At 70.8% G+C, this 26226-nt stretch carries 26 protein-coding genes, 2 tRNA genes and 1 pseudogene; 14 read left to right on the top strand and 15 right to left on the bottom strand.

Annotated elements, in window-relative coordinates; translation table 11 throughout:
• Positions 1–70: 70 nt before the first annotated feature.
• From APQ99_RS07510 to APQ99_RS07495, 4 genes are all read left to right on the top strand, one after another.
• Positions 71–889 (top strand): lipoate--protein ligase family protein, encoded by an 819-nt coding sequence (locus APQ99_RS07510; RefSeq protein ID WP_136361079.1) that lies wholly within the window; start codon positions 71–73, stop codon positions 887–889.
• A gap of 49 nt (positions 890–938) precedes the next feature.
• Positions 939–1766 carry a deoxyribonuclease IV gene (locus tag APQ99_RS07505; protein WP_010902092.1) on the top strand — a complete coding sequence of 276 codons (828 nt, stop codon included), beginning with the start codon at positions 939–941 and terminating at the stop codon, positions 1764–1766.
• 171 nt (positions 1767–1937) lie between these two features.
• A complete protein-coding gene (locus APQ99_RS07500) occupies positions 1938–2750 on the top strand; it encodes a class I SAM-dependent methyltransferase (RefSeq protein ID WP_012289114.1) in 813 nt (270 codons plus the stop codon).
• Between the two features lie 49 nt (positions 2751–2799).
• The gene (locus APQ99_RS07495) at positions 2800–3891 is read left to right on the top strand and encodes an aminopeptidase (RefSeq protein WP_010902094.1); all 1092 of its coding nucleotides are present in this window, start codon (positions 2800–2802) and stop codon (positions 3889–3891) included.
• 30 nt (positions 3892–3921) lie between these two features.
• Here APQ99_RS07495 and APQ99_RS07490 read toward each other — a convergent pair whose 3' ends face one another.
• Positions 3922–4569, bottom strand: a complete 648-nt coding sequence (locus tag APQ99_RS07490) for a DUF7095 family protein (RefSeq protein WP_012289115.1) — start codon at positions 4567–4569, stop codon at positions 3922–3924.
• Between the two features lie 95 nt (positions 4570–4664).
• Between APQ99_RS07490 and APQ99_RS07485 the strand changes: the two genes are divergently transcribed.
• The 3 genes from APQ99_RS07485 to ncsA all read left to right on the top strand — a co-directional run bounded on the left by APQ99_RS07485 (position 4665) and on the right by ncsA (position 8571).
• Positions 4665–6044, top strand: coding sequence for an MFS transporter (locus APQ99_RS07485; RefSeq protein ID WP_010902096.1), 1380 nt, complete (start codon positions 4665–4667; stop codon positions 6042–6044).
• Between the two features lie 69 nt (positions 6045–6113).
• Entirely contained in the window at positions 6114–7553 is a 1440-nt protein-coding gene (locus APQ99_RS07480; protein ID WP_010902097.1) for an HD domain-containing protein, read from the top strand.
• Positions 7554–7608: 55 nt separating this feature from the next.
• Positions 7609–8571 (top strand): tRNA 2-thiolation protein NcsA, encoded by a 963-nt coding sequence (ncsA, locus tag APQ99_RS07475; protein WP_010902098.1) that lies wholly within the window; start codon positions 7609–7611, stop codon positions 8569–8571.
• 38 nt (positions 8572–8609) lie between these two features.
• Here the strand turns inward: ncsA and ftsZ are convergent, their stop codons facing one another.
• The 3 genes from ftsZ to APQ99_RS07460 form a co-directional block, all read right to left on the bottom strand.
• Entirely contained in the window at positions 8610–9791 is a 1182-nt protein-coding gene (ftsZ, locus tag APQ99_RS07470; RefSeq protein WP_012289116.1) for a cell division protein FtsZ, read from the bottom strand.
• Positions 9792–9793: 2 nt separating this feature from the next.
• Entirely contained in the window at positions 9794–9961 is a 168-nt protein-coding gene (locus APQ99_RS07465; protein ID WP_010902100.1) for a ribbon-helix-helix domain-containing protein, read from the bottom strand.
• A gap of 177 nt (positions 9962–10138) precedes the next feature.
• A complete protein-coding gene (locus APQ99_RS07460) occupies positions 10139–10657 on the bottom strand; it encodes a zinc-ribbon domain-containing protein (protein ID WP_012289117.1) in 519 nt (172 codons plus the stop codon).
• Positions 10658–10772: 115 nt separating this feature from the next.
• Between APQ99_RS07460 and APQ99_RS07455 the strand changes: the two genes are divergently transcribed.
• Positions 10773–10846, top strand: a tRNA-Tyr gene (locus APQ99_RS07455).
• Between the two features lie 405 nt (positions 10847–11251).
• Here the strand turns inward: APQ99_RS07455 and APQ99_RS07450 are convergent.
• From APQ99_RS07450 to APQ99_RS07410, 9 genes and pseudogenes are all read right to left on the bottom strand, one after another.
• On the bottom strand, positions 11252–11512 hold the full coding sequence (locus tag APQ99_RS07450) for a hypothetical protein (protein ID WP_010902102.1): 261 nt from the start codon (positions 11510–11512) through the stop codon (positions 11252–11254).
• A gap of 129 nt (positions 11513–11641) precedes the next feature.
• Positions 11642–12670 (bottom strand): lysylphosphatidylglycerol synthase transmembrane domain-containing protein, encoded by a 1029-nt coding sequence (locus tag APQ99_RS07445; protein WP_010902103.1) that lies wholly within the window; start codon positions 12668–12670, stop codon positions 11642–11644.
• Between the two features lie 508 nt (positions 12671–13178).
• Positions 13179–13847 (bottom strand): DUF7261 family protein, encoded by a 669-nt coding sequence (locus tag APQ99_RS07440; protein WP_010902104.1) that lies wholly within the window; start codon positions 13845–13847, stop codon positions 13179–13181.
• Complete coding sequence (locus APQ99_RS07435; protein ID WP_010902105.1) at positions 13844–14212, bottom strand: DUF7262 family protein; 369 nt, start codon at positions 14210–14212, stop codon at positions 13844–13846. Before APQ99_RS07435 ends, APQ99_RS07440 begins: the two co-directional genes overlap by 4 nt.
• Complete coding sequence (locus APQ99_RS07430) at positions 14205–14882, bottom strand: DUF7263 family protein (RefSeq protein WP_010902106.1); 678 nt, start codon at positions 14880–14882, stop codon at positions 14205–14207. Before APQ99_RS07430 ends, APQ99_RS07435 begins: the two co-directional genes overlap by 8 nt.
• Positions 14882–15385, bottom strand: a complete 504-nt coding sequence (locus APQ99_RS07425; protein WP_012289120.1) for a DUF7266 family protein — start codon at positions 15383–15385, stop codon at positions 14882–14884. Before APQ99_RS07425 ends, APQ99_RS07430 begins: the two co-directional genes overlap by 1 nt.
• The gene (locus tag APQ99_RS07420; RefSeq protein WP_010902107.1) at positions 15382–16104 is read right to left on the bottom strand and encodes a DUF7289 family protein; all 723 of its coding nucleotides are present in this window, start codon (positions 16102–16104) and stop codon (positions 15382–15384) included. Before APQ99_RS07420 ends, APQ99_RS07425 begins: the two co-directional genes overlap by 4 nt.
• Positions 16101–17933: pseudogene (locus APQ99_RS12990) on the bottom strand (type II secretion system F family protein). The gene APQ99_RS07420 and the pseudogene APQ99_RS12990 overlap by 4 nt, the downstream one beginning before the upstream one ends.
• Positions 17930–20074 (bottom strand): type II/IV secretion system ATPase subunit, encoded by a 2145-nt coding sequence (locus APQ99_RS07410; RefSeq protein WP_136361080.1) that lies wholly within the window; start codon positions 20072–20074, stop codon positions 17930–17932. Before APQ99_RS07410 ends, APQ99_RS12990 begins: the two are co-directional and overlap by 4 nt.
• 131 nt (positions 20075–20205) lie before the next feature.
• On the opposite strand from APQ99_RS07410, the gene APQ99_RS12810 reads away from it, so the two are divergent.
• The 4 genes from APQ99_RS12810 to APQ99_RS07390 are packed head-to-tail and all read left to right on the top strand — an operon-like array spanning position 20206 to position 23499.
• The gene (locus APQ99_RS12810) at positions 20206–21174 is read left to right on the top strand and encodes a DUF4129 domain-containing protein (RefSeq protein WP_227970907.1); all 969 of its coding nucleotides are present in this window, start codon (positions 20206–20208) and stop codon (positions 21172–21174) included.
• Positions 21174–21746, top strand: coding sequence for a DUF7269 family protein (locus APQ99_RS07400; RefSeq protein ID WP_010902120.1), 573 nt, complete (start codon positions 21174–21176; stop codon positions 21744–21746). Before APQ99_RS12810 ends, APQ99_RS07400 begins: the two co-directional genes overlap by 1 nt.
• Positions 21746–23008, top strand: a complete 1263-nt coding sequence (locus tag APQ99_RS07395) for a DUF58 domain-containing protein (protein WP_010902121.1) — start codon at positions 21746–21748, stop codon at positions 23006–23008. Before APQ99_RS07400 ends, APQ99_RS07395 begins: the two co-directional genes overlap by 1 nt.
• Complete coding sequence (locus tag APQ99_RS07390; protein WP_012289123.1) at positions 23005–23499, top strand: DUF7519 family protein; 495 nt, start codon at positions 23005–23007, stop codon at positions 23497–23499. The genes APQ99_RS07395 and APQ99_RS07390 overlap by 4 nt, the downstream gene beginning before the upstream one ends.
• On the opposite strand, the gene APQ99_RS07385 is transcribed toward APQ99_RS07390, so the two are convergent.
• Positions 23496–24452 carry an AAA family ATPase gene (locus APQ99_RS07385; protein WP_010902122.1) on the bottom strand — a complete coding sequence of 319 codons (957 nt, stop codon included), beginning with the start codon at positions 24450–24452 and terminating at the stop codon, positions 23496–23498. The genes APQ99_RS07390 and APQ99_RS07385 overlap by 4 nt on opposite strands.
• A gap of 102 nt (positions 24453–24554) precedes the next feature.
• Between APQ99_RS07385 and APQ99_RS07380 the strand changes: the two genes are divergently transcribed.
• Together APQ99_RS07380 and APQ99_RS07375 are read left to right on the top strand one after the other, a co-directional pair.
• Positions 24555–24639, top strand: a tRNA-Ser gene (locus tag APQ99_RS07380).
• A gap of 113 nt (positions 24640–24752) precedes the next feature.
• Positions 24753–25823, top strand: a complete 1071-nt coding sequence (locus tag APQ99_RS07375; RefSeq protein WP_010902123.1) for a S1C family serine protease — start codon at positions 24753–24755, stop codon at positions 25821–25823.
• On the opposite strand, the gene APQ99_RS07370 is transcribed toward APQ99_RS07375, so the two are convergent.
• Positions 25815–26177: a DUF192 domain-containing protein gene (locus APQ99_RS07370; RefSeq protein WP_012289124.1), complete on the bottom strand. Its 363-nt coding sequence runs from the start codon at positions 26175–26177 to the stop codon at positions 25815–25817. The genes APQ99_RS07375 and APQ99_RS07370 overlap by 9 nt on opposite strands.
• Positions 26178–26226: the final 49 nt, after the last annotated feature.

The raw sequence follows: 26226 nt of genomic DNA, 5'->3' as shown, positions 1-26226 counted from the left end.
CCCCAACTCACGAGACGCCCCGGCCCCAGGGTGACGAACCGCTTTTCTTGCTCCCCCGGAAAGCACGCGCATGGACTTGGCCGACCGCGACTGGCGGTTGATTCGCGAGGACACCCGCCCCGGGCCGATGCAGATGGCCCTCGACGAGATCGCCGCCCAGACGGCCGCCGACGGCGGCCCCCGTACGGTCCGCGTCTACACCTGGACGCCGGACACGCTCTCGATGGGGTACCGCCAGGCCACCGACTCCGTCGACTGGGCGGCCGCCGCGGACGCCGGCATCGACGTGACGCGCCGCCAGACCGGCGGCGGCGGCATCTACCACGACGCACACGCCGACATCTCTTACTCCATCGTCGCGCCCGCCGACGAACTCCCCGGGGACCTCATGGACACCTACGAGCTGCTCTGTACCCCCGTCTTCGACGCCTTCGACCGGCTCGGCATCGACGCCCGGTTCACCGACACCGAACAGCCGGCGCTCCACCAGCCGGCCTGTTACCTCCGCGCACTCAACCCCGCCCACGACATCGTCGCCGGCGATCCCGGCCGCAAGATCAGCGGGAACGCCCAGTACCGCCGGGCGGACGCGGTCATCCAGCACGGCTCGCTCAGCTTCGCGCTCGACGCCGAGCGCCACCTCTCGGTGTTCTCGGACCCCGACACCACGCCCGCGGCGTTCCGCGAGCACGTGACCACGATCGAATCCCAGGCCGGCGTCGACCGGGCCGACGCAGTCACGGCCGTCGAGCGGGCGCTCGGTGAGTGGGCGGACGCCGACGAGGGGGAGTGGACCGACGCGGAACTGGCGCGCGCCCGGGACCTCGCCGCCGAGAAGTACGCCGCCGACGCGTGGGTGCGGGATCGAACCGCGCCCGGCGACGCATAACCCCACCGTCTCCGAAGCCGCTAAGTCCGGGCGGCGGCAGACTACGTGTATGCGCGTCGGTGCACACGTCTCCATCGCGGGTGGTGTTGATAACGCCGTCACGAACGAGCTCGACGTCGGCGGGAACTGCGGGCAGATCTTCACGCACTCCCCGCAGGTCTGGCAGGACCCGAACATTGGTGCCGACGAAGCGGCGGCGTTCCGCGAGGGCACCGCGGCGGACCTCGATGGCCCCTGGGTCATCCACTCGTCGTATCTCGTGAACCTCTGCACGCCCAAAGACGACCTCCGCGCGAAATCCATCGACAGCATGCAGGCGGAGGTCGATGCCGCACACACCCTCGGCATCCCATACGTCAACGTCCACCTCGGCGCACACACGGGCGCCGGCGTGGACGACGGTCTCGACAACGCCGCGTCCGCCCTCGACGAGCTCGACATCCCCGACGACGTGACCGTCCTCATCGAGAGCGACGCCGGCTCCGGCACGAAGCTCGGCGGTGACTTCGAGCACCTCCACGAGGTGTTGACTCGCTCCGACCAGGACCTCGACGTCTGCATCGACACCGCCCACGCCTTCGCCGCGGGCTACGACCTCTCCACCGAGGCGGCGGTCAACGACACCCTCGCGGCGTTCGACGACGTGGTCGGCCTCGACCACCTGCAGTACGTCCATCTCAACGACTCCAAGCACGCCTGCGGTACGAACAAGGACGAACACGCCCACATCGGCGAGGGACACATCGGCGAGGCGGGCATGCGCGCGTTCATCAACCACGACGCCATCGCCGACGTTCCGCTGGTGCTGGAGACGCCCCACGAGGACGGCAGAGGCTTCGCGTGGAACATCGACCGCGTCCGCGACCTCCGGGCGTAACCCAGTCGGTCAAACCCGCGTTTCAGTCTCAGCCGGAACTAAGTCATCGTGGGTCGTTGGATCAGGTGCGTCCGCCTGCCATCCCCCACTCCCGGCCGGTCCCGTCTTCCGGGAGTGCGCGGCGGACGATGACCCGTCAGTTTTTCGCCGCCACACGACATCGGGGCGAGCGTGCGCGAGTTCAGCGCCGACTACCTCACCGAGACGCGCCGCGGCATGTGGCGTGACCGCGACGCGCTCGCCGACCTGCGCCTGTCCGACCGGTCACGCATCCTCGATGTCGGTGCGGGCACCGGCGAGTTCGCGCGCGTCCTGGCCGCCGAGTCGTCAGCGCCGGTGGTCGCGCTGGACGCCGACACCACGCTGCTGGGGCACACGGCCGACGGTGCCGCCCACCGGGTCGCCGGCGACGCCACCCGGCTGCCGGTCCGTGACGACGCCTGCGACCTCGTTGCCTGCCAGGCGCTGCTGATCAACCTCCCGGAGCCGGCGGCCGCCGTCGAGGAGTTCGCGCGCGTCTCCTCGGAGCTGGTCGCCGTCATCGAACCCGACAACAGCGCCGTCACCGTGGCGTCGACGGTCGCCGCGGAGTCGGCGCTGTCGGCGCGCGCCCGCGAGTTCTACGTCGACGGCGTCCACACGGATGTCACGCTCGGCGCGGACGCCGCCGACGTGCTGGCCGACGCCGGCCTCCGGGACGTGTCCACGACGCGCCACGAACACGTGCGCGTCACCGAGCCGCCCTACGACGACGGCGACCTGGACGCGGCCGCCCGGAAGGCCACCGCCGACCGGCTGGCCGACCAGCGCCCCGAGCTCGCCGCCGGCGGGCTTGCCGACAGCGCCTACGACGAGCTGCGGGCGGCGTGGCGCGAGATGGGCCGCGATGTCGTGGCCCAGATGCAGGCCGGCGAGTACGTCCGACGGGAAACCGTGCCGTTCTACGTGACCGTTGGCCGCCTTCCCGACGACGACACCGCGTAGCCGTCGGGCTTCCGAAAGCACTACCTTGCGGGCCAGCATCGCCGGGCGCATGGACACACGAGTGCGCCGCCACGCCGAGGTGCTCGTCGACCAGTGCGCGGACGTGCGCCGCGGCGACATGGTGACCATCAGGGCGAGCCGGCAGGCCGAGGCGCTGGTCGTCGCGCTCTACGAGGCGCTCGGCCAGCGGGGCGCCCGGCCGTCGCTGTCGTGGTCGCTCCCGCGGGCCACCAGGGCGTACGCACGGGCGATGGACGAAGCCGACTACACGACCAAAGACCACGAGCTCGCCGCCATGGAGGAGACCGACGTGGTGTTCCTGATCGGCGGCGGCCCGAACGCGTTCGAAACCAGCGACGTCCCCCCGGAGATGTCGCAGGCGGGCAGCCGCGCCCACAAACCGATCTCCGAGCAGCGACTGGACACGCGGTGGGTCATCACCACGCACCCCACTGCCGCGGGGGCCCAGCGGGCCGGGATGAGCACGGCGGCCTACGAGGAGTTCGTCTACGACGCCGTGAACAAGGACTGGGCCGCGCAAAGCGAGTTCCAGTCCCAACTGGTGGAGATCCTCGACCCCGCTGAGACGGTGCACATCGTCTCCGGGGACACCACCGACATCACGATGCGCGTCGACGGAATGCGAGCGTGCAACGACGACGGCGACCACAACATGCCCGCGGGCGAGGTGTTCACCGCCCCCGTTCCGGACTCCGTGGCGGGCGAGGTGTACTTCGACAAGCCGCTGATGCGCCAGGGCAACGAGATTCGGGGCGCAGCGCTGACCTTCGAGGACGGTGACGTCGTGTCGTTCAGCGCCGAGCAGAACGAGGACGTGCTTGCGGGCATCCTGAACACTGATGCGGGCGCGCGGCGGCTGGGCGAGCTGGGGATCGGGATGAACCGCGGCATCGACCGGTTCACGTACAACATGCTGTTCGACGAGAAGATGGGTGACACCGTTCACCTCGCCGTCGGCGGCGCGATCGACGAGTGTGTGCCCGAAGACTGCGAGTTCAACGACTCCGCGGTCCACACGGACATGATCGTCGACATGAGCGAGGACTCGTTCATCGAGATCGACGGCGAGATCGTCCAGCGCAACGGCACGTTCGTCTTCGAGGACGGCTTCGAGGCATAAGCGGACGTGTCAGCGCCGGCCCCCCGGCGCTCACACCACGTCGCCGCGCACCGTCGCGCCCGTCGCGCGATCCCGGCGCGCGTCCACCGCGTCGGCGGCGAGTTCGGCGTCCGCCTCGTCAGCGCCCAGCATCTCCAGGGCCTCCGCGAGCGTCGGGAAGACGAGCTCGCCGGCCCGGAGCTTCGCCATGGCGTCGGTGCCGCGGCGTCCGTCGGCGTACACGCACACCCCCCTGGGATCGAGGACGTGCTCGTAGGTCTCGGTGGCCAGCGCGCCCTCCAGGCGTTGCGTGACGTTGTCCTCGAAGCCGGCGTTGCAGACCTCCAGGTGGATGGGTTCGTCGTCGCCCACGAGGTGCGCACCGAGACAGCGCTCGGGCGCGACGTGCCCGCTGTCGTTTGCGCGCACGTGCTCGGGGTGGGCGTCCGCCCAGGACGCCCGCACCGTCTTCCCGACGCCCGCCACCCCGTACTCGCGCTCGAACTCGTCGGCGCGGTCGGCGTCGTCGCCCCGCAACAACACGTCTTTCGTGAGGTAGACGTCGAGCCTGTCGACGGGATCGAGCCCGAGCGCCACGTCGCCGTACGCCCACACTTCTCGGACGGGCACGGGCATCTCCTCGTCGATGACCGTATCGAGCAGTGCCTCGACGCGGTCGACGGCGGCCTCGCGGTCCATGCCCTGAATACCCGTCGCGCGTGAAAAACCGTTCCGGGACGCCGACTGCCGCCCACACCCCGGGAGTTTCGTGGGTAGCGCGCCTGCCATCGCGTATGTCCGACGACACCACCACCGACGGCGTCGACGCCCTCGACTCCTATCGCCAGTTCTTCGCGCTACAGCCCGACGTGCTCGTGCTGTCGGCGGCGATGCTGGTGTTCAGCCTCGCCTTCCAGATGACCACCCGGTACGTCCCCGAGTACATCTACACGCTCGGCGCTGGCGGCGCGATCGTCGGCCTCTACGGCAGCCTCGGCAACCTCATCTCGGCGGTCTACCCCTACCCGGGTGGCGCGCTCTCGGACCGCGTGGGCTCTCGCGTCGCGCTCACCGCGTTCGCCGTCGTCACCACCGCCGGCTTCCTGGTGTGGGCGGCCGCCCCGTCGCTGCCCGGCGTCGTCGTCCCCGAGATCGCACTGGGGCCACTGGACCTCGGTGGCTGGGCGGTCGGCGCGTGGCTGTGGGTGTTCGTCGGGCTCTTTCTCACCCAGGCCTGGAAGTCGTTCGGGCTCGGCGCGACGTTCGCCATCGTGAAACAAGCCACCGAGCCAAGCAGGCTCGCCATGGGGTTCGCGAGCACCGAAATCTTCCGCCGGGTGGGGTTCCTGCTCGGCCCCGCCATCGCCGCCGCCGTGCTCGCCGCCACCGAGTTCCAGGTCGGCTTCCGGTACGTCCTCCTGCTCGCGGCCGGCTTCGCGGCCGTCGCCACGGTCGCCCAGCAGTACCTCTACGACGCGTCCGAGGACACCGTCGGCGACTCCTTCGAAGGGCTCGACACCATCCGAGCGGATCTGGCGGCGATGCCGGAGACCCTGCGCCCGCTGCTGATCGCGGACACTTTGATCCGGTTCGCGAACGGGCTGGTCTACGTCTTCTTCGTCGTCGTCGTTACACGATACCTGGGCGTCGGATTCACCGGCTTCGGCGTCTCACTCTCCCCGGAAGCCTTTTTCGGCGTTCTGCTCGCCGTCGAGATGGTCGTCGCCATCCTCACGAAGGTCCCCGTCTCGAAGCTCGCCGAACGCACCGGCCTGAAGCCGATCGTCGGTCTCGGCTTCCTCGTGTACGCGGTGTTCCCCGTGTTGCTCATCAACGCACCCGCCGACCAGTGGGTGCTCGTCGCGCTGTTCGCGTTCTCCGGGCTGCGGTTCGCCGGCCTCCCCGCGCACAAGGCGCTCATCGTCGGGCCCGCCGAACAGGACGCCGGCGGTCGCATCACCGGGACCTACTATCTCGTCCGGAACACGATCGTCATCCCGAGTGCGGCCGTCGGCGGCCTGCTGTACGGCGGCGACTGGGCGGTCCCCGTGCCACTCCTGGATGCCGTCCTGGTCGCTGGCCCCGAACTCTCGTTCACGCTCGCGACAGTGACCGGGCTGCTCGGCGTCGCGTACTTCGCCGTGTTCGGCCGCGAGTTCGACGCCTACGCCTGAACCGAAACACGGACGCGGCTGCCCGCCGTTGGTCCAATACTCTCTCAGCGGGCCACCCGCTCTGTCACCATGCCACCCACGCAACTCAAAGACCCAGTCCACGGCTACATCGAACTGGACGCCGCCCTCGTCGATGGGCTCATCGACCGCAAACCGTTCCAGCGGCTGCGCCACGTCCGGCAGTTGTCCGCGACCACCCTCGTCTATCCGGGCGCAAACCACACCCGCTTCGAGCACTCGCTGGGCGTCTACCACCTCGCGAAAACCGTCTTCGAGAACCTCCGCACACAACCGTACTTCCACCAGGACGCCACCACCACCGAACTCGACGCCATCCAGCGCACGCTCGAGTGTGCTGCCCTCCTCCACGACGTCGGCCACCCGCCGTTCTCCCACCTCGGCGAGCGCTACCTCGACCGCAGCGCCATCCTCGATCGCCTCGCCGACCACGGCCTCCACGCGACGTTCGCGGACGCCGGCGTCGGGAACGCGCCGCTGCGGGAAGCCAGCCCCCACGAACTGTTCGGCTGCCTGTTCGTCTGCCGGGAGTTCGCCGACGCCATCACGGCCATGGATGTCGACCCGCACGCAGTGTGCGCGCACATCCTCGGGTACAGCCTGGCCTACGAGCGCGGCGGGCGCTGGCAACACGGCGTCGCCGCCCAGATCCTCCACAGCCCCATCGACGTCGACCGCCTCGACTACATCACGCGGGACAACCAGATGACCGGCGCGGACGTGCTGAGCTTCGACACCGCCCGCATGGTCGCCTCCTACACCGCCCACCCCGACGAGGGGCTGGCGCTGTCGGACAAAGCCCTCTCGACCATCGGGAACTACCTCGAAGGCCGGATCGCCCTCTACATGTGGGTGACCCAACACCACAAGTCGGTGTTCGCCCACGCGCTCCTCCGGGAACTCCTGGCAGCGCTCGCGGCCATGCGGGACACCCCACCGATCACCATCGACGCCGTGCTCGATCGCGGCATCGACGACAACACCATCCTCGAACGCCTCCGGGTCGCCGCCCGCGACAACCCCGACTCGACGCTTGCCACGCTGTACGAGCGGTTTCGCAGCCGCGAGTTCCCCGAGACCTGCTGGAAACACCGGGTCGCGTACGCCGCCCGCGTGGACGTCGGCGACACCACGGCGTCGGCCTCCGCGCCCGCCGACGACCCTCCACGTGCCACGGACGCCGACATCGACGCGTTCAGTGACTGGCTCACCGGGAACGCCGACCGCCTCGAACCCCGCCTCGCGGACGCCCTCGGGGTGCCGGTCCACGAAGTCTGGATCGAACACTCCTACGTCCCCGAATACGAGCCACAAGCCCTCGAAGACATCCCCATCGCCTACGGCGGCACCACGCGATCGGTCGGCGACTGGGGGCTGTACGGGGACCGCGCGTTCGACTCCCCCATCCCCTTCGTTTTCGTCCCCCACGGCGTCGAAACGCAGGCGATCACCACGCTGTCGGCGTGGTTCCACGCCGAGTCGACGGCCTGACTGCGACACCGGCCGTTCGAAACCGTGAAACAACCGCCGCCGCTACCCCGCACCGATGGACTGCACGAAGTGCGACCGCGACGCGGTGATGCACGCGGCGTACTCAGGCGCGCACCTCTGTGAGCCACACTTCCTCGACAGCGTCGAGCGCCGGGTGCGTCGCCGCATCCGCACCGACAACATGCTCTCCCCGGACACCACTCCCGACGACCCCGAGACGTGGGTGATCGGGCTTTCGGGCGGCAAGGACAGCGCGGTGCTCACGGACCTCATCGAGGAGACGTTCCGCGACGACCCCCGCGTCGAGCTGATCGCGCTCACGATCCACGAGGGCATCGCGGGCTACCGCGACGAGAGCCTCGACGCCTGTACGACGCTGGCCGCCGACCGCGACATCCGCCACGAGCTCGTCACCTACCGCGAGGAGTTCGACGTCGCCATGGACGACGTGGCCGACGACGACCCCCTCGACATGGCGCCCTGTGCGTACTGTGGGGTCTTCCGCCGGGACCTCCTCGCGAAATACGCCGACGAGTACGACGCGGACAAACTCCTCACCGGCCACAACCTCGACGACGAAGCCGAAACCGCGCTCATGAACATCCTCGAAGGCAACGTCACACAGATCGCCACCCACTTCGACGCCAGCCTCGGCTCCTTCGACGACCGTGCGGAACTCGACGCCATGATCCCGCGCGCGAAACCCCTCCGAGACATCCCGGAAAAAGAGGTGGCGCTGTACGCCCAGCTGCGGGACCTCCCCGTGCACATGGCGGAATGCCCACACGCCAGTGAGTCCTTCCGCAGCGACCTCCAGGAGGTCCTCCTCGAACTCGAAGACCGCCGCCCCGGCACCCGTCACTCGATCATGGCCGGCTACGAGGAACTCGCCGGCATCGCTGCCGACGAATACAACACTGACGACGCTGACGTCGGCGAATGCAGCGACTGTGGCGCGCCGACCACCCGCGACCGCTGCCGGAAATGCACGCTCGTCGACGCCGTCACGTCCGTCTAACACGCGCGAAAAGAATCGGCCGACGGCCCCACGGTCCGTTATCGGATGACGTCGAGGCCGTTTTCCTGCTCGACTTCGTCCTGGCCGCCGTCCGAGTGTGCGCCACCGAACCCGCCGGCTCCAGCGTCGTCGGCCGCGCGCTGCTTGGAGTCGACGTCCTGCAGCTCGCGGCGGGACTTGTCCGCCTGCTTCTGCGTGCTCGGGCCGAGCACCTGCGCGGACTGCACGCCGGTCATGATCGCCATGACGCGCACCTTGCCCTTGTAGCTCTCCTGGATCCGCGCCCCCCAGATGACGTTCGCGCTCGCGTCCAACCGCTCGGTGATGTTGTCCGCGATGCCCTCGGCCTCCTTCAGCGTGAGGTCCGGCCCACCAGTGATGTGGACGAGGCCGCCACTGGCACCCCGGTAATCGACGTCCAACAGTGGGTGGTTCATCGCGTCTTTGACGACCTCGTTGGTCTTGTTTTTGTCCTGGGTCTCCCCGACGAGCATCACCGCGACGCCGCCCTGGTTCATGATCGCAGTCATGTCGGCGTAGTCGAGGTTGATGAGGCTGGGTTGGGTGATCGTCTCGCTGATCCCCTTGACGGTTTCCGCGATGATCTGGTCCATCACGGAGAACGCCTTCCCGATCGGGAGGTTCGGGACGTAATCCAGCAGCCGGTTGTTGTCGAGGACGATAATCGAGTCGGCTTTCTCGCGCAGCTTCTCCAAGCCTTCCTCGGCTTTGACCGTGCGAGCGCGCTCGACGTTGAACGGCGTCGACACCATCCCAACGACGATTGCGCCCTGCTCTTTGGCGATCTTCGAGACGACCGGCGCTGCACCGGTCCCCGTGCCACCGCCCATGCCGGCGGTGACGAACACCAAGTCCGCGTCCCCGAGCACCTCTTTGATCGTTCCCTGGGCCATCTCGGTGGCGCGCTCGCCCATCGAGGGGTCGCCACCCGCACCGAGGCCGTTGGTCAGGGACTTGCCGACGAGGATCTTCGTGTCGGCTTTGATCATCTTCAGGTGCTGTTTGTCAGTGTTGATCGCTACCGTGTCCGCGCCTTCGACGCCGATGTTGTACAGTCGGTTGACCGTATTGTTGCCTGCGCCGCCACAACCGACGATGACGATCCGGGGGTCTCCGAACTCGTCACCATCGCCGTCGCCATCCATTTCGCGCTGTTCCGCCTCGGCGTTGTCAAGTGCGTCCTGGACGATATCTTGCATGGTTAAACTTTCGCCCAGCTCTTTGCACCAGTCTTGTCGGTGTGTTCATCAATCATCTCTCGAACAGCGGAGCGAATCGCCTCGCTCCGATTAGGGAACTTCCCGCGTTCGACCATCTGTTCCACCTCGTCGATCTGTTGTTCCGGAATCCGGAGTGTCACACGCTCCATTGTTGTATCCCCGTGTTGGTAAGACGGACCCGGTTTCCCGTCTCCGTGTCTTACACGGCCGTTCTGACGCCAAGGGGCAGCGCAGTCCGGTGGTTCTGTGTAAGACGACCGTCTCACGTACGAGAACACACAGGAGCTTAGAATAAATAATTAACGGCGGTGTAAACAGATGTCTTACTATGCGCTGTCGAGGGCGTCCCCGGACACCGTTCGGCGGCCACACCGCGGACAGAACGCCCAATCCGCCCGGATCTCGTCGCCGCACTCGCAGAACACGCGATGCGTCGCCTTCCCACCGCAGTTCGGACAGTAGACGTGGTCGGCTGACAGCTCCGCCCCGCACTGACTGCACACGCTCTCGTCGCCCGTCGCCGATGTGTCGGCGTGCTCCGCGTCGGTCTCGCCGTCGTCTCCGGGTTCCTCGGCGTCCGCGCGCCCCCCGCTGGCCGGGGTCGTTCGCACCTCCTCAACCGCCGACGGGGACGACACGCGAATCGTGACGTTTACGTCCTTTTGCGCGTCGGTCGCAGCCCCACGCACTGGCGTGTTTACGCTCTCTACGGGGACGTCGTCGGCCGCAGCGTGGGTGGTGAGGTACGCACGGAGCGCGTTGCGCATCACCTCGCTTTTCGAGGCGTCGAGGTCTTCGACCGCGGCAACGAGGTCGTCGTCCGCGCGGAACGTGACTTTCGACATTGCAACTAGCTACATCACTGAACGGTTCCGGGATAAGCTTTGGGCATGGGGGCGGCATCCACCCACCGCGAATGACAACCCTTAAATTTCGGCCACAGCCTACATACGAGTGCGTCCGCCCTTAGCTCAGACTGGTAGAGCAGTCGACTGTAGATCGACTTGCCCCCCGTTCAAATCGGGGAGGGCGGATTTCCTCACCCTGATTTCCAGATTCACAGGATAACGCCCCGATTCGGCGCTATACTGCCCCGAAAACGCCTCGGGGTTCACTTGATCAGCAAGTCCAGTCGTAGCCATCTGGTGGTTCATCGTGGCCGAAGAGAGGAACGCGCTTAGACCTTAGCGTAGTAGATGAGTCGTGTCGTGGTTCCAAAATCGGGGTTCGTCTGAAACTCGGAATACGGGAATTCAGCAACGCCGGCTCAGGTACGAGAGACTCCCGTAGGGTTTGATGGGTCACTCCCACTCCGAGATGGGAGTCATCATCCAGCTATCCCTCTCGCTCCCCTTCGCTCCTCTCAGGCGACTCCAGAACTATCGAGCAGAAGACGATTGCTCGCTACTCCATCGCTTTCTCGCCGCGCTCAGTGAATCTCAGGAATCCTCTCCCTCTACGAAGGAACGCCACGATTCGAGCGCATCCGCTTTCTGACTCTCTGGGTCATCCAGCACGCCGACTTCCTTGAGCATCCGGAAAATCGTCTTGTCGCGTTTACGAATCTCATTGAGGAGTGCGGCTTCGTTCTCGTGGCCTCCGTGTTCGGTGAAGATTGTCTCGGTCAGGCCGGAGACGTTCTCGACGTAGTCGCTGGCTTTGCTGACGATGTGGAGTTCGATGGCGATTCGCCGGGTCATCACTCCATTCAGATAATCCACATCCCTCGAGCGCGCTCGAATTCGGTCCTGAATTGAAGCAGCGACATCCCGGACATACCCATTTTTGTCGTGGGGGAGCTGTCGCCACCGCCGGGGTGGCGTCGGCGCTCAGTCGGCGTCGCTGCCGCCGGCTCGCAGGACCGCCAGCGATCCGCCGCCGACCGTCATCGTCAGCCAGAACCCGCCGATGCGGTGGATGACGACGGCGGCGGCGACCAGCGGCGCGGCGGCGCTGGTGAGCGCGGTCAGCAGCGCCACGTGAACGGATTCGATGCCGCCGAGGCCGCCCGGCGTCGGGCCGATGCCCGCCATGGTCCCGACGGGCACGACGAACAGCGGCACGTAGATCGGGATCGGCGACCCCAATGCGATGAACACCACCCACATCGCGATCGCTTGACACAGCAACGCGGCGGTCGCGAGCCCGATCACCTTCAGGACGCCCGTTCGATCCGCGGCCAGGCGCTCGACGGACGCGACGAACTCTTCGATCCCGGCCTCGATGCGTTCGGGCGACGGCACGGGGACTCGCGGGAGCACGCGTGCCAGCCACCGCAGCGCCGGCGTTGCGACCCGCACCACCGCGGCTTGGATGGTGGTCCGCAGCCGCCACCCGGCGACCGCCAGCCCCCCTACGATCAGGACGAACGCGCCGACGATCCCGACGACCGACCGGAGCCGCGGCGAGACCGTGTTCACGATCGCGTAGGCGGCCGTTCCGGTGAGCGCAAGCCCGATCGAGGGCACGAAGTTCAGCGCGTCGGCACCGGCGATCGCGGCCAGCGCGGTCTCGTAGTCGGCGTCCGAGACGTTCGTCGTGAGCAGCGCGGCGACCGGTTCCCCGCCGGCCTGCCCGAACGGCGTGATGTTGTTCGCGAACGACGTGCCCGCGAACACCAGGATCGCCGACCGAACCGACACGGTGATGTCTAGGATCCGCCAGACGATCCACAGCGCCGTGCCCTGGAGGACGATCCACCCCAGCATCAGCGCGCCCGCAACCACCACCAGCGGGATGCGCGCCCGCCCCAGCGCGGTGATGATCTCCTGGATGCCGATCAGCCAGAACAACACCGCGAACACCACCGCTGCGGCACCGAACCCGACTATCGTTGACCAGACGCGGGCTGTGTTCATCGCGGACTCTCCTCTGTGGGGGCACACGCCGCCGGTTGCCTTTTGCCCGTCGATTAGCGCGTGGCTCCACCGCGACGCGTTTCGACCCGCCACCGCAGCGCTATCGGCGTTCCGTCCCACTCTTTTCACCAGTGAAATCCAAAAATATTCCCGTGCGTGACCCGAACCAGTCGGCCGTGACGCTAGTGGTTGCAGACGACACACCGTCTGCACTGTGCGACGTCCTGGATGGGCCAACAGCGACAGCCACCACGGCTGCACTCACCGACGCCATCGCCGCCCACGACCCCGCCGTGGTGGTCGTCGATGCGCCCGCAGTTGCCGACCCCCAGGCCGTCGTCACGGCGATCCGGGACGCCGCCCCGCCGGCAGCGGTCGTGGTTGGCGTGGGGACGCCAGCCGGCGACATCGAGTGCCCGCCGCCGCGAGAGGCGGCCCCGGAGTCGATCCGGGAGGCGGTCGCGCAGGCCCGCACCACCGCAGCGTACCACCAGTCGGTCACGGCCCTCTACGAGCAGTGCCGAACCCACACCTTTGGCGCGCCCGACGACGCGATCGAGGACGCCCGCAGCGACGCCGACGCGCGCCTCGCATCGCTTCCCACCGACGCCTGGACCGTGGCGGCCGCCCTCCGCTCGTCGCCGCCGGCCGACGACGGCGATGCCCCCGACTGACAGCCGTTCGGCAGCCAACACCCCGGCCGCTGTACCCGCGTCCACTCCGTGCTCGTGGTCACTGTCCTCACGCGGATGTCGTACGCCACCGCCACCACCACCGCCTCGGCCGCCCGCCGCTGCACGACAACCCCGCCCGCACGGACGCAGCCCCCGAACCGACGGCCGCGGCCGGTCGGACAGTCGACGCCGGCCGCCGCGGTCGCGTTCCCAGTCACCTCGAGGGCGGCCGCGCCCCCGGCGGTGGCCGGCGGCGGCTGAGCGAGCGCTCCCTGCACGCGGGTGAGCGTCCGCCGCCGCTGCGCCCACGGCACGCCGGTTGCGCCGGTGGCCGCCGCCGCCACAGCGCGCTCAACCGTGGTGGCTGCCTGGCTGCTCGGGGTCGGCCGTGGCGTCGCCACCGACGGGGCGTATCCGAACTGGAGGTACGCGACCGCCACCGATGCGAGCGCGAGCGCCGCGACCGCAGCCCCCGCGAGCACGAACTGGCCGCGCTGGGTCATGCGTCCCACACCCGCAGCGTGACCGTGCCGTTGGCCCTGTGGACGGTGGCGCGCCCCGTCGGTGCTGTCCGCGGTGGCTGCCGTCCGAGCCGCCCGCTGGTGGTGTCCACACTGAACAGCACGGACGCCGGCAGCAGTCGTCTCAGACGGTCGTCGATCCGGGACCCACTCCCGTGTGGCGGCGTCGTCTCGATGATCGTCGCGGCGTCGGCGGCGTACCGATCCAGCTGCGCCGTCCGCGTGTGCCCGCCGTCGCCGGGGACGCCCACCGTGAACGTGGCCGCCACGGCGAGGATCACGAACACACCGATCGCCGCTTCGACGGCCGGCAGCGACGCCTGGCCGCGACGGCCCCGTTCAGGCATCGACTGTCACCGCCATGACTGCGGGCTCGGTGATCCTCACGGCTTCGACGCGCACCACAGCCGCGACCGGCTGGGGCGGCCGGCAGTCCCGGCCGGTGAACGAGAGCGCCGTGCCCTCGCCCCCCGGCGGGGACACCCGGTAGGTTCCGTTGAGCCCACGCGGCGCGTGCAGGATGACGCGGCCGCCGGCGCGAACGGTCCGCACGCGCGCACAGTCCGGCGCACGGATCGTAAGCGACCCTGTGGTCGTCCCACGGGGAAGCGACAGCGCGGGGCCGCCGCCGGACAGTCGCGTCGCCCTGCCAGTGCGCGTTTGGGAGTGCGTGTCGGCGACAACGACGATGCGTCGCACCGTTGTGCCGCCCGCGGGCGTCCCCGCTGCAGCCACTGTCGTGTCGCCGACGGTGACTCGACAGGCCGTGGTCGCCGGACAGACGTCGCCCGTCACGTTCGCCACTGCGTCCGCGCGCACGACGTTCTCGCGCGCCGCCAGCGGTCCGCGCGGCGACACCAGGCGGTCGGCGAGCGATGCGGCCAGCCGTGCCTCCGCGGGCGACCTGTCGGCGCGCGCGAACGCGTCGGCCCCGGCCCCCACCGCCAGCGTCACAGCCGCGCCGACGAGCAGAACGCCCACCACAAGCGCCACCAGGTTCGCTTGCCCGCGCTGCATCACGCCGAACACCCCGGCCTCGTTCCCGCGTCGCCGGCCCGGCGCGACGCCAGCACAACGACCAGGTCGCCGCCGGACTCCGGCGTGCACACGCGCACAACCCAGGTGGTGTTGGCGCGGTGGCCGGGCTGCCAGTCGCCACGCACGCGGTCCACGCGCGCCGGGAGCACCAGCGGCGTGGTGCCACCGACGCCCGGCGTGGGGTGGCGGAGGCGCAGCGTCCGGTTCGTCGCGGTGATCGTGTACCCGCGATGGCGGATCGTCGCCGGCACCGACACGCGGCGCACAACACGCGCGTGTTCCCGTGGCGGCGGCACGCTCGCCTCGACGCCGGCGGCGGCGTGTTCGAGCGCCCGGTCCGCCACCGCGCTGGCCGCCGCGGTCCGCGCGTCCGGCACCACGCCACCGCACAGCGTGGTGGTGAACACCGCGATCACCAGCACCCCGATGCCCGCTTCCGCGGCCTTGCCCACGACCGGTGCGCTCGCGCGATGCCGGGTCACGAGACGCTCACCGTCGTTTCGTGCACGAGCAGTGTGCCCGTCGGTCGTCCCGGGATCGCGGCGACGACGCTCGGAACGCCGTCGTCGTCGAACGCCCGGACCGTCGTCGCGGTCGCGCCGGCCGCCGCCAGCCGGGCGCTGACGGCGTCGGTGTGCGTGGTTTCGATCGCGATCCGGTAGCGGCCAGCGCCGAGCCGGCGGCGGCGGTGGGTGACCGTCGACCGCAACGTCCACCGGGCAGCGCCGTCCCCACGGGCTGTGCGGCCGGCGGCGATCGAGACCGACCCGCGGAGCGCGGGCACGCCGACCACCAGGCTGTCGGCGTCCGCACGCACTGCCACCGGGGCGTCCCAGGTTGTCCGCGCCGTGGCCGACGTGAGCACACCGCCGGCGAGATAGGTGACGGTGTGGCGGCCCGTCGAGAACCGGAGCGCGTTCGCGTGCACTGTCGCGACCGGCCCCGTCTCGTTCAGGACGCGCACGTCCCGGGGTTGGAGCGCCAGCCGGCCGCGCGCGAACGCGACGCGACCGGTCGTGGTTCCGGTCGTCCGCGCCGGGTGGAGCGCCGTCCGCAGGTCGGCGGCGACACGGCGGCTGTCGGCCGCCGCGGCGTGCTCGGTCACGACGGTGCCGACGCTCGCCGTGAGCGCGGCCACCGCGACCACGGTCGCAGCCACCAACACGGCAACGCCGACGACCGCCGACTGTCCGCGCGTCATCCCAGCCCCACCCCGGTGAAGACGGCGTACGCGACCGCGACGAGCACCCCCGAATGCAGCACCGCGCTGTACCGCCCACGGCTGGCTGCGCCCGCGAACCAGCCACAGGCCAGCATCGTGGCCTGCGTGACGACGTAGAACCGGAACCGGTCGCGGGCCACGTCCACGGCGCGCGGGTCGATCGACAGCCCGCCCGCGCTGGCGGCGTCCGACACCGCCGACAGCTGCGTGAAACTCCCCAGCACGGTGTGGCTGACCGCGACAGTGATGCCGACGACCAGCAGCGCGGTCGTCCAGCCGACGGCGACGTACACGAGCAGCCGCGAGCGCACCGACCGCTTCTCGTGGTAGAGTCGCCCCACCTCCGACTGGAGCGCTTCGAACGTGGCGTCGGCGTCGCTGCCCGCGTCGAGGGCCCCCGAAACGAGGCCGACCGTCTGGGCCGCAAGCTGGGTATCGACGCGCTCGACGAACCCCGCGAGCGCGGCGCGCCTGACCCCGCCGGCCCGCGGCGTCGTGGTCGCTGCGAGCGCGACCGCGAGGTCGTCGACGTCGGGGTTCAGCGCCCCCAGATCGACGCCGCGGGCGACCCGCGAGACGGCGCCGCCGAACGGCCGACCGAGGCCGACGTGGCCCGCGACCGCGTGCACGAACGCCTGCAGCTCGCGGTCTTTCGCGTCGTCGATGCGGGCGCGCCGGGCGGCCACCGCCCCGACCGGGAGCGCGAACGCCACGTACCCCATCAGGACTGCGTTCACCGCGCCCAGTTCGTGGGCCGCCAGCCAGCACGCGACCCCGACGCTCGGCAGCGCGGCGACGACCGCCGTGTCCGCCGGGTTCCGGGGCGCGTTCGTGAGCATGGCGACCCCCCGCGACCGTCGGTGCGCGTTCTAGGTGAGCCCGCGCGGCCGCAGCGCACCGACCAGCCACGCCGCCAGCGCGCCCACACCCAGGACGAACGCCGCGCTGCCGTACACGAGCAGCGCCCGCACCGTCGTGGTGTGGGTGGTGTGCGGGACCGCGATCGGCGCGCTGAACCCCGGCTCGAGCACGCCCACTACAGTCGTGATGATCGCCACCAACACCGGGAGCACCAACACCACCACGAACAGCTCTGCGACCAACTCCAGGGCGCTTGCCGCGCGCTCTTGGGCGCGTTCGCGGCTGTCAGCGAGCATCCGCGCCTCCATGTCGAGATACTGCCTGAGTGCGTCCGGTCCCTGGGCGGCGTGCTCCCGGAACTTCACGAGGAACGGCGCGAGCAGCGCCTGACTGGGCGTGTCGCGGGCCGCAACGCGGAGTCCGCGGTCGACGCTGCCGGTGAGGTCCGCGGTGGCGAGCACGCCGCGAAACGCCGCCGCCGTCTCCCCGTAGGCCCCGGTTCGGGCCGCGGCACGCGCCAGCAGATCGCGCTCGCTGGGGGTGCCCGACGCCAACACCGACAGATACCGGACCGCGCCCGGGAGCGTGGCGCGGATCGCGGCCCGCCGCAGGCCCGCCCGCCAGGCCAGATACCGGTCGCCCGCCCGGACGGTTGCGCGCTTCGCCGCCGCGCCGACGAGCGCCCCACAGGCCAGCCAGCCCGCCACCTGCTGGCCCTCGTTCAGCACCGGCACGCGCACCCCGGACGCGACGCCGCCGACACTGACCGCGGCCCCGACGGCCGCACACGCGAGCCACGACACTGCGTACACACGTGCGACGAACGCACCGAACCCGACACCGGGCCGCGCCTCCCGGTACCGCGTGCGGGTGGTGGTGTGGCGGTCGCGGTCGGCGTGGCGGGCGAACAGCGCGCACAGCGTGCGGTCGACGACGCCCAGGGTCACGCCGGCCCGCCCCCGTCCGGCTCAGCACTGGACGCCGTCCTGCGTCGGGCCGCCACCCGCTCGAACAGCGCCTCGAAGTCGGTGACACCGGCGCGATCCAGCGCCCGAACGTACCGGCGTTTGCGCGCGAACTCGCGGCGAACCGCCGCCGGTGCGCGGTCCGTGCGCGCCGCCACCGCGTCGAAGAACCGCACGTCCTCGGCGTCCCGGACGGCGTACTCGCCGCTGGAGTGCAGCCCCTCGTCGGCGGCCGCCGGGCCGCGGGTGGCGATGCGGCGCACGTGGACCGTCGTGGCGTCCGTTTTGACGGCCGTCGTCGCCGGGCCGGCGTCGTCGACGAACTCCACGACCTCGCCCACGTACCGGTCGCCGTCGGTGCGTCGCGGGAAGACCACGAGGTCGATCTCTCGGAGCAGGTGCGCCGGAACGCCCTGTTCGACGGCGCGGTTCACCAGCGGGTCGACGCCCGCGGCGTGCGTGGTGCCCACGACCCCGTGGCCGGTGTTGAGGATCTGCGCGAAGCTCTCGAAGCTGGCCCGCGTGTTGATCTCCGCGATCACCTCGATGTCCGGGTTGAGGTAGTTGGTCGCGGTCATCAGGTCGGCCATCGACACGCGCTTGAACGCCTGTTCGTGCTCGCGGGTGCTCAGCGAGACGCCGGTCTCGTGGGGCAGCCGGACCTCCCGGCTGCCCTCGTCGATGCTCACCGGGCGGTCGTCGAACGGCACGAACGGCATGTGGGCGTTCATCAGCGTGGTCTTCCCCACGCCCGTCGGGCCGGAGAACAGCACCACGCGGTGGTGTTCGTACGCCAGCCACAGCAGCGCCACGATGCCCGCCGTGAGGCTGCCCTGCCGGAGCAGGTCGACCGGCGTGAGCGCGTCGGCGGCCTGCTTCCGGATGGAGACGTGGGGGCCGCCCTCGCTGATCGCGGGGAGCGCGACCGCACACCGGATGGTCACGTCGTCGGCGACCCCGTCCGGTTCGAGGTTCACCTTCGCCGCCGGCGTGGCGGCGTTCAGCTCCACGCCGTCCTGGGCGGCCAGCCCCGTCACGAGGTCCACGAACCGCTGTTCGTCGTCGAGCACGAGGTTCGTGGGGATGCGGTCGTCGGCCGCGTGCACGCGGTCGCGGGCCACCACTTTCACGCGCTCGCCCACCCGGTTCGCCTCCACGTCTTCGAGGTTGGGGTCGCGGATCGGGATCGTGAGCTCGGCGTCGCCGACGAGATCACGCACCACGTAGTACGCCAGATCCGCGACGTGGTCGTCGCCGACCGGCGGCACCGCGGGGCCGCGGTCGGCCACCGCTTCCCGGACCCGGTCGGCGATGGCGCCACACCAGTGCCGCGTTTTCGGCGCCGTGTGGCGGCGCGCAAGCAGACTGCGGGCGCGGTCAGCGGTCGCCGCGGCGTGGTCGTCGCCGGCGTCGCTGTCGCCCGTCGCGACGCCGTTGGTCCAGATGCGGTCCTTGCAGGCGGCGATGCGGGCGTCGTCGCCGGGCAGCCGGTCGGGCTCCCGGACGGCGTACGTCGTGGTGAACGCGTCCGCGTCGTCCCCGGGCGTCCGGTAGATCCGCACGGGCACGTCGAACCCGCGGAACGGCACCGTGTACGCCGCGATCCGTGTGGCACGAAGCCGGTCGTGGGCCGGCGTGTTCGCGGGCAACCCGGTGGTAGCGGGCGGCTGAGCGTCGGTGTGCACGACCACCGTCTCGTCGTCGGCGACAGCCGCGGTCACACGGTCGTCGGCCGCCACCCCGGTCAGGTCCCCCAGGCAGCGCGCCTCGCACAGCGCGTGCACCGTGATGCGGCGGCGTGCGGCCGGCGTGGCGTCGGTGAGCGCCGCGATCACCCGCCGGTGTTTGGCCTCGAACCCGGCCGCCAGGCGGTCCCGGGCGTCGGCGCGCGTCAGCGGCGGTGGGAGCGTCGCGTCGGCGAACTGCTCGCACACGTCCGCCAGCGCGTCTGCGTCCCGCGCGGAGAGCTGCGGCCGTCGCAGCTCGTAGGTCGGGCGTGCCCCGTCGCGCGCGGTGACGGTGGCCACAATGCCGGGATGGACGGTGTACTGGGCGGTGACCGCCGGGGCGTACCACGCCGCGTCGCTGCCGGGCGGCGTTGGCGGGGGAACGAGGGGGGCCATTACGCCCGGCTGCCTCGCTCCTGGATTTAAACCTGGGGGCGGAGGCCACTCCACGACGCCAGTATCGTGCTATCGCGTACCGCGATGCCTGTTCGCAACACCTATGGATTCGAGTTGTCAACCCCTGGCGCGTGGGTCGAAACGCGCGCGGTCCGGTCATCGCAGTGCTGTGTGTGCTTGCCATCTCCCTGGCGGCGTCCACGCTCGTTGCGCCGCGCCCCCAGTCCGGCGCTGGCCCCGGCACCGGCGGGAACACCCAGTCCGGCGGAGCCGCTCCAAGCCACACCAGTGGCGCCGCGGCGTCCGCAACCGGCGGCCAGTCCGGAGCGACCGCCACGACCCCCACGCCCTTCGACGCGCTCTGTGTCCCGGTCCTGCAGTCCCCCGCCGTCCTGATCGGCATCGGGATCGCGCTCGTCGGCGCGGTCTGGCTGCTGGCACGCCGCAACCCCCTTGCCTACGCGCTCGCCGTCGTGATCCCGGTGGTGCCGTTTCTCGTGCTCTCGTACGGCGCACTCACGGACTGCCGAGCGCCCGCCAGCATGTCACCGCAGCACGCCGGGGCCGCCGGCTCCGCGCAGTCTCCCCCTGCAAACGGCAGCGTGGGCGGCGGCACCGCCGGCGGACAGCCGGTCACCCAACTCGTCACCCCGTCGTTGGCCGTCGGCGTGCTCGCCGTCGTCGCCGTGCTGTTCGTCGTGCTCGCCTACCACGCCACCGGCGACGACACCGCCACTGACCGGTCGCCCGACCCGGCGACACGCGAGCCCGCGGCCCAACCCCGGCTGGCGGCCGTCGGTGCCGCCGCCGGCCAGGCGGCTGCCCGCATCGAGACCGTGGCCGACGTCGACAACGAGGTCTACCGCGCGTGGCGGGAGATGGCCGCGCACGTCGACGTCTCGAACCCCGAGGCGAGCACGCCCCGGGAGTTCGCCGCCGCCGCCCGCGACGCCGGCATGGACGCCCGCCACGTCGACGCGCTCACCGCGCTGTTCCGCGCAGTCCGGTACGGCGACGCCGACCCGTCACCCGCCCGCGAGGCGCGCGCCGTCGACGCGCTGCGTGCGATCGAAGCGCGCTACACGGACGGTGGCCAGTGATGCTGCGGCGCTTCCTGCTGCTGGCCGGGCTGCTGTTCGCCGCCGCCGGGTTCGCAGTCACGGTCGAGCCGGGCGTGGCTGCCGTCCTCGGGCTCCCACCCACCCCGACGACTGCTGTCGCCGGACTGGCGGCCGTGTTCGCGCTCACCAGAGGAATCGACCGCCATCACACCGCGTTCCGGACCGCCGACGAGGCGCGCAACGAGACGCTCGAACCCCGGATCGAAGCGCCGCGACCGGGGGCGGACATCGACGCCCGGCGCCACGAGCGCGCGGACCGCCGGGACGCCGGCGCTGGCGGCCCGCAGTTCAGCGCCCGCCTTCGGACCGTGACCGTGCGCGCGCTCGCCGACGCCCACGGGATCGCCCCGGCGGAAGCGGAACGCCGACTCGACGAGGGGACGTGGACCGACGACCGGACTGCGGCGGCGTTCTTCGCCGAGGACGTGGACTCGCCCGCACCCGCTGTCATCACGACAGTCGTCAGCGCCGATCCGGCCCGCGAGCGCCAGGCCCGCCACGTCGTCGCGGAACTCCAGCGGCTCACCGGGATCGAGGGCGGTGCGCACTGATGGTGGCCGAACGCACCCACCGCTGGCGGGGCGCGGTCGCGCTCTCGCTCGCCGTGATCGCCGCCGGCGCGACGACACGCGTACCCGCCGTCCTCGTGCTCGGCGTGCTCGGCGTCGCCGGTGCGGGCTACGCGACCCTGTTCGCGCCCCCAGCGCCGTCGCTGTCCGTCGAACGGTCGGTGTCCGAGGACGCCCCGGCCGCCGGCGACGAGGTCGACGTGACGCTGACGGTGACCAACGACGGGTCGTTTCTGCCCGACCTCCGCCTCATCGACGGCGTTCCCGATACGCTGGCGGTCGCCGACGGGACGCCCCGGCTGGCGACCGCGCTCCGGGCCGGCAAGTCGGCGACCGTCACGTACACCGTGGAAGCCACCCGGGGCGACCACGAGTTCGACCCGGTTGCGGTGATCGCCCGCGACATCTCCGGCAGCCATGAGACGCGCACCACCGTCCCCGCCGCGACGACGCTCACCTGCGTCCCCGACTTCCCCCGTCTGGCCGCGTTCCCGCTGCGCCGACAGCCCACCCAGCGCGCCGGCCCCACCCCAACGCCGACCGGCGGCTCGGGCGTGGCGTTCCACGCCACCCGCGAGTACCGCTCGGGCGACCCGCTGAGCAGAGTGGACTGGACGCGCCTCGCCCGCGACGGCGAACTCGCCACCGTCCAGTTCCGGGCGGAGCGAGCCGCCACCGCCGTCGCCGTCGTCGACACCCGGCGCGTTGCCCACGTCAGTGACGCCGACGGCACGAACGCCGTCGAGTACGGCGTCGAAGCCGCGGGCGGGGTCGCGTCAGCACTCCTCGACGCCGGCAACCAGGTCGGCGTGGCGTCGCTGGGCCCACACTGGGCGTGGCTCGCGCCCGGGCTCGGCCGCGAGCACCGCGCTCGCCTCGAAGCACTACTCGCGTGCGACCGCGGCTTCTCGGTGTCGCCGCCCGACCGGCGGTTCCTCAGTGCGCTCGTGTTCCGCCGGCTCCGCACACACCTCCCCGACGACGCACAGGTGGTCTTCTGCTCGCCGCTGGTGGATGACACCGCCGCCGAGTACGTCCGCCGGCTGGAGGCCAGCGGCCACCCGGTCACGGTGGTGTCGCCCGACGTCACGGGGGCAGAGACGCTCGGCCAGCGGTTCGCGGGCGTGGCGCGCGCTGTCCGCGTCCGATCGCTGCGCGCGGCGAGCGTCCGCGTCATCGACTGGCAGGCGGGCGACTCGCTGGCGGTGGCGGTCGCCGACGCCGAACGCGGGTGGTCCGCGTGAGCGAGTTCGACGCGCGCCCGCCGGCTCGCGCGGTCGTTCCTGCGGCTCTCGCCGCAGTCCTCGCACTGGTTCCGGCGCTCAGCTCGGGCGTCGGCCTCGCTGTCGGCGCCTCCGGCGCACTGCTCGTCGTCGGCGGCGGCCTCCGTGGAAGACGGCTGTTCGTCTCGGCCGGCGCAGCGACACTCGCCGTCGGGGTCGTCCTCGGCGCGGCGACCGGCATCGACCCTGGGTACGCGCTCGTCGGTGGCGTCGGCACTGTGGTCGCGTACGACGCCGCCGAGCACGCCGTCGGACTCGGGGTCGATGTCGGCCGGCACGCCCGCGTCACGCAGTCCGTCGTCGTCCACGTGCTTTCGACGACGGCGCTGGCACTGACGGCCGCGACCGTCGCGCTGGCCGCCTACACGCTCGGCCCGAGCACGCGCCCGGTGGCGGCGCTGCTCGCGTTGCTGTTCGGCGGGGTGCTGTTGGCCGCCGCCCTCCGGACCTAAGCCGCGTCGACGGTGGGCACCGGCACCTCGTCGAGCACGCCCTCGACGATCCCGCCTTTGGCGACGTTCTCGACGGCCGCGTCCGGCGTCAACACGAGCCGGTGTGCGAGCACGCTCCCCGCCAGCCCCTTCACGTCCGCCGGCACGACGTACTCGCGGCCCGCCACGACCGCGCGAGCGCGCGCCGCCTCGAACAGCCGCTGGGTGCCCCGCGGGCTGACGCCCACCTCGACGCGGGGGTGCTCGCGGGTCGCGCGTGCCACCGCCACCATGTACTCGCGGAGGTCGCTGCCGACGCGCACGTCCTCGGAGGCGCGCCGCAGGGCCCGCACGCGCTCGTCGTCGAGCACGGCGTCGACGGTCGGACTCCGGGCGTCCCGGCTGGCACGCCGCGCCAACAGCTCGCGCTCGCCGGCCGCGTCGGGGTAGCCGATGGCCGCCGACACGACGAACCGGTCGAGTTGTGCCTCCGGCAGGGGAAACGTCCCCTCCTGGTCGACGGGGTTCTGGGTCGCGATGACGAAAAACGGCTCGGGCAGGGCCATCGTCTCGCCGTCGATCGTCACCTGTCCTTCCTCCATCGCCTCCAGCAACGCTGCCTGCGTCTTCGGGGGTGCGCGGTTGATCTCGTCGGCCAACACGACGTTCGCGAACACCGGGCCGGGCCGGAACTCGAACTCCCGGCTCCGCTCGTTGAACACGTGGGTCCCCAACACGTCCGTTGGCAACAGGTCCGGCGTGAACTGCACCCGGCTGAATTCGAGACCGAGCGCTGTCGCGACGCTGCGCGCAGTCAGCGTCTTGCCCGTCCCCGGGACGTCTTCGAGGAGCACGTGCCCGTCAGCCAGGAACCCGACGAGAACCGTTTCGAGGAACTCACGGTCGGCGATGACCGCCGCCGCCACCTCGTCCACAACGGCACTGCAGCCATCCCGCACACTGCTGGCGTCCATACCACACGATCTCCCCCGCTGGTGGGTTATGCGTACCGGTCACACGCCACCCGCTCGCAGAACCGAAACCACTAAACTCGCGGCCGGCATCGTATCGAACGAGCCGAGGTAGCCTAGCCTGGCCAAGGCGGTTGCTTCGAGAGCAACTGTCCACACGGACTCAGGAGTTCAAATCTCCTCCTCGGCGCTTCTCGGACCACCACGCCGACAGCGGTGCCCCCGTCTCGCCCCGCGCCGCCAGGGGGCTGCCCACAAGCTATTCGTGTCGCTCACGCGTACGATCCGTTCGTGACTGATCCGATGCCGAGTCGACGCGACGTGCTCCGGCTCGGAGCCGGAGTGCTGGCCGCAGGCACCGCTGGCTGCACCGACACTGCACCGAACCGTGTGGCCGCGGCCGAGACGGCGGCCACGACCACCCGAGAGACGACGACCGACTCGCGCTCCGAGAGCCCGTACACGGCGGTCTATCGGGACGTTATCGACTCCGTCGTCATGATCCGCACGCAGTCCGGGCAGGGGACGGGCTGGCTGTACAACGACACGACACTCGTCACCAACGCCCACGTCGTGGGGCGCTCGGAGACGGTCAACGTCCGGTTCAACGACGGCACCTGGGAGACCGGCCGGGTGCGGGGGACGGACCCGAACAGCGACCTCGCGGCCGTCACCGTCACCGACACCCCGGCCGCCGCCACCCCGCTGGCGTTGCGCACCGCGTCGCCGGTCGCCGGCACGGAGGTCGTCGCCATCGGCAACCCGTTCGCGCTCAACGGCACTGTGACAACGGGCATCATCAGCGGCACGAACCGCGCCATCCCGGCGCCGACCGGCTACCGCATTCCGGACGCCGTCCAGACCGACGCCGCGGTGAACCCCGGGAACAGCGGCGGCCCCCTGGTGTCGCTCGACGGCGACGTCGTCGCGGTCGTGAACTCCGGGGGCGGGGACAACATCGCGTTCGGCATCTCCGCCGCGCTCACCGACCGGGTCGTTCCCAGCCTCATCGACACCGGCGACTACGAGCACGCCTACCTCGGGGTGTCGTTCACCCCGGTCACCCCCACCGTCGCGGACGCCAACGGGCTCACGGAGTCCCGCGGCCTCCTCGTGATGTCCGTCGACCCTTCGGGACCGTCCGCCGGCCGGCTGGTGGGCAGCGACGCCACGACCATCGTCGACGGCGGTGCCGTTCGCGTCGGCGGCGACATCGTGCTCGCGGTGAACGGCACCCGCGTCCACACGCTCGAAGACGTGTTGAGCCTGCTGGCGTTACACACCAGTCCCGGCGACACCGTCAGCGTCAGGCTGCTTCGGGACGGCGACCGCCGAACCGTCGACGTGGAGCTCGGCGCGCGCCCCTCAGGCTGACTCCTCGGTCACCCGGACGCGGTCGCCGACGCCGACGCCGCTCGCAGCGCCCGCCGGCAACTCGATCAGCGTGTCACAGTCCGCGCTCGCCCGCCCCGTCCACGCGGCCATGGTCTCGACGTGTTGGACCTCCTCGTCGACCACCCAGATGGCGTCGATATCGAACGGCACACACACCATGTGGGCGTCCCGCACCTCGGGGTCGCCGAACGGGAACACGAGCGCGTAGTCGTCGGGGATCGACGTGCGGAACATCAGCCCGCGGGCCTGCGAGAGGAACGACTCGGCCGTCTCGACGGTGGTGGCGAGCGTTCGCGCGCCGTCGCCGTCGTCGGGATCGTGGCGGACGTGCACAGTCGCAGTCGGACGGCGCGCCCGAAAAGCGTTCTCCCGGCCGCCCGGC

This window comes from Halobacterium salinarum DSM 3754, from assembly GCF_008124605.1.
Classification (GTDB): Archaea; Halobacteriota; Halobacteria; order Halobacteriales; family Halobacteriaceae; genus Halobacterium; species Halobacterium salinarum.
This window is presented reverse-complemented; position numbering and strand designations above follow the sequence as displayed.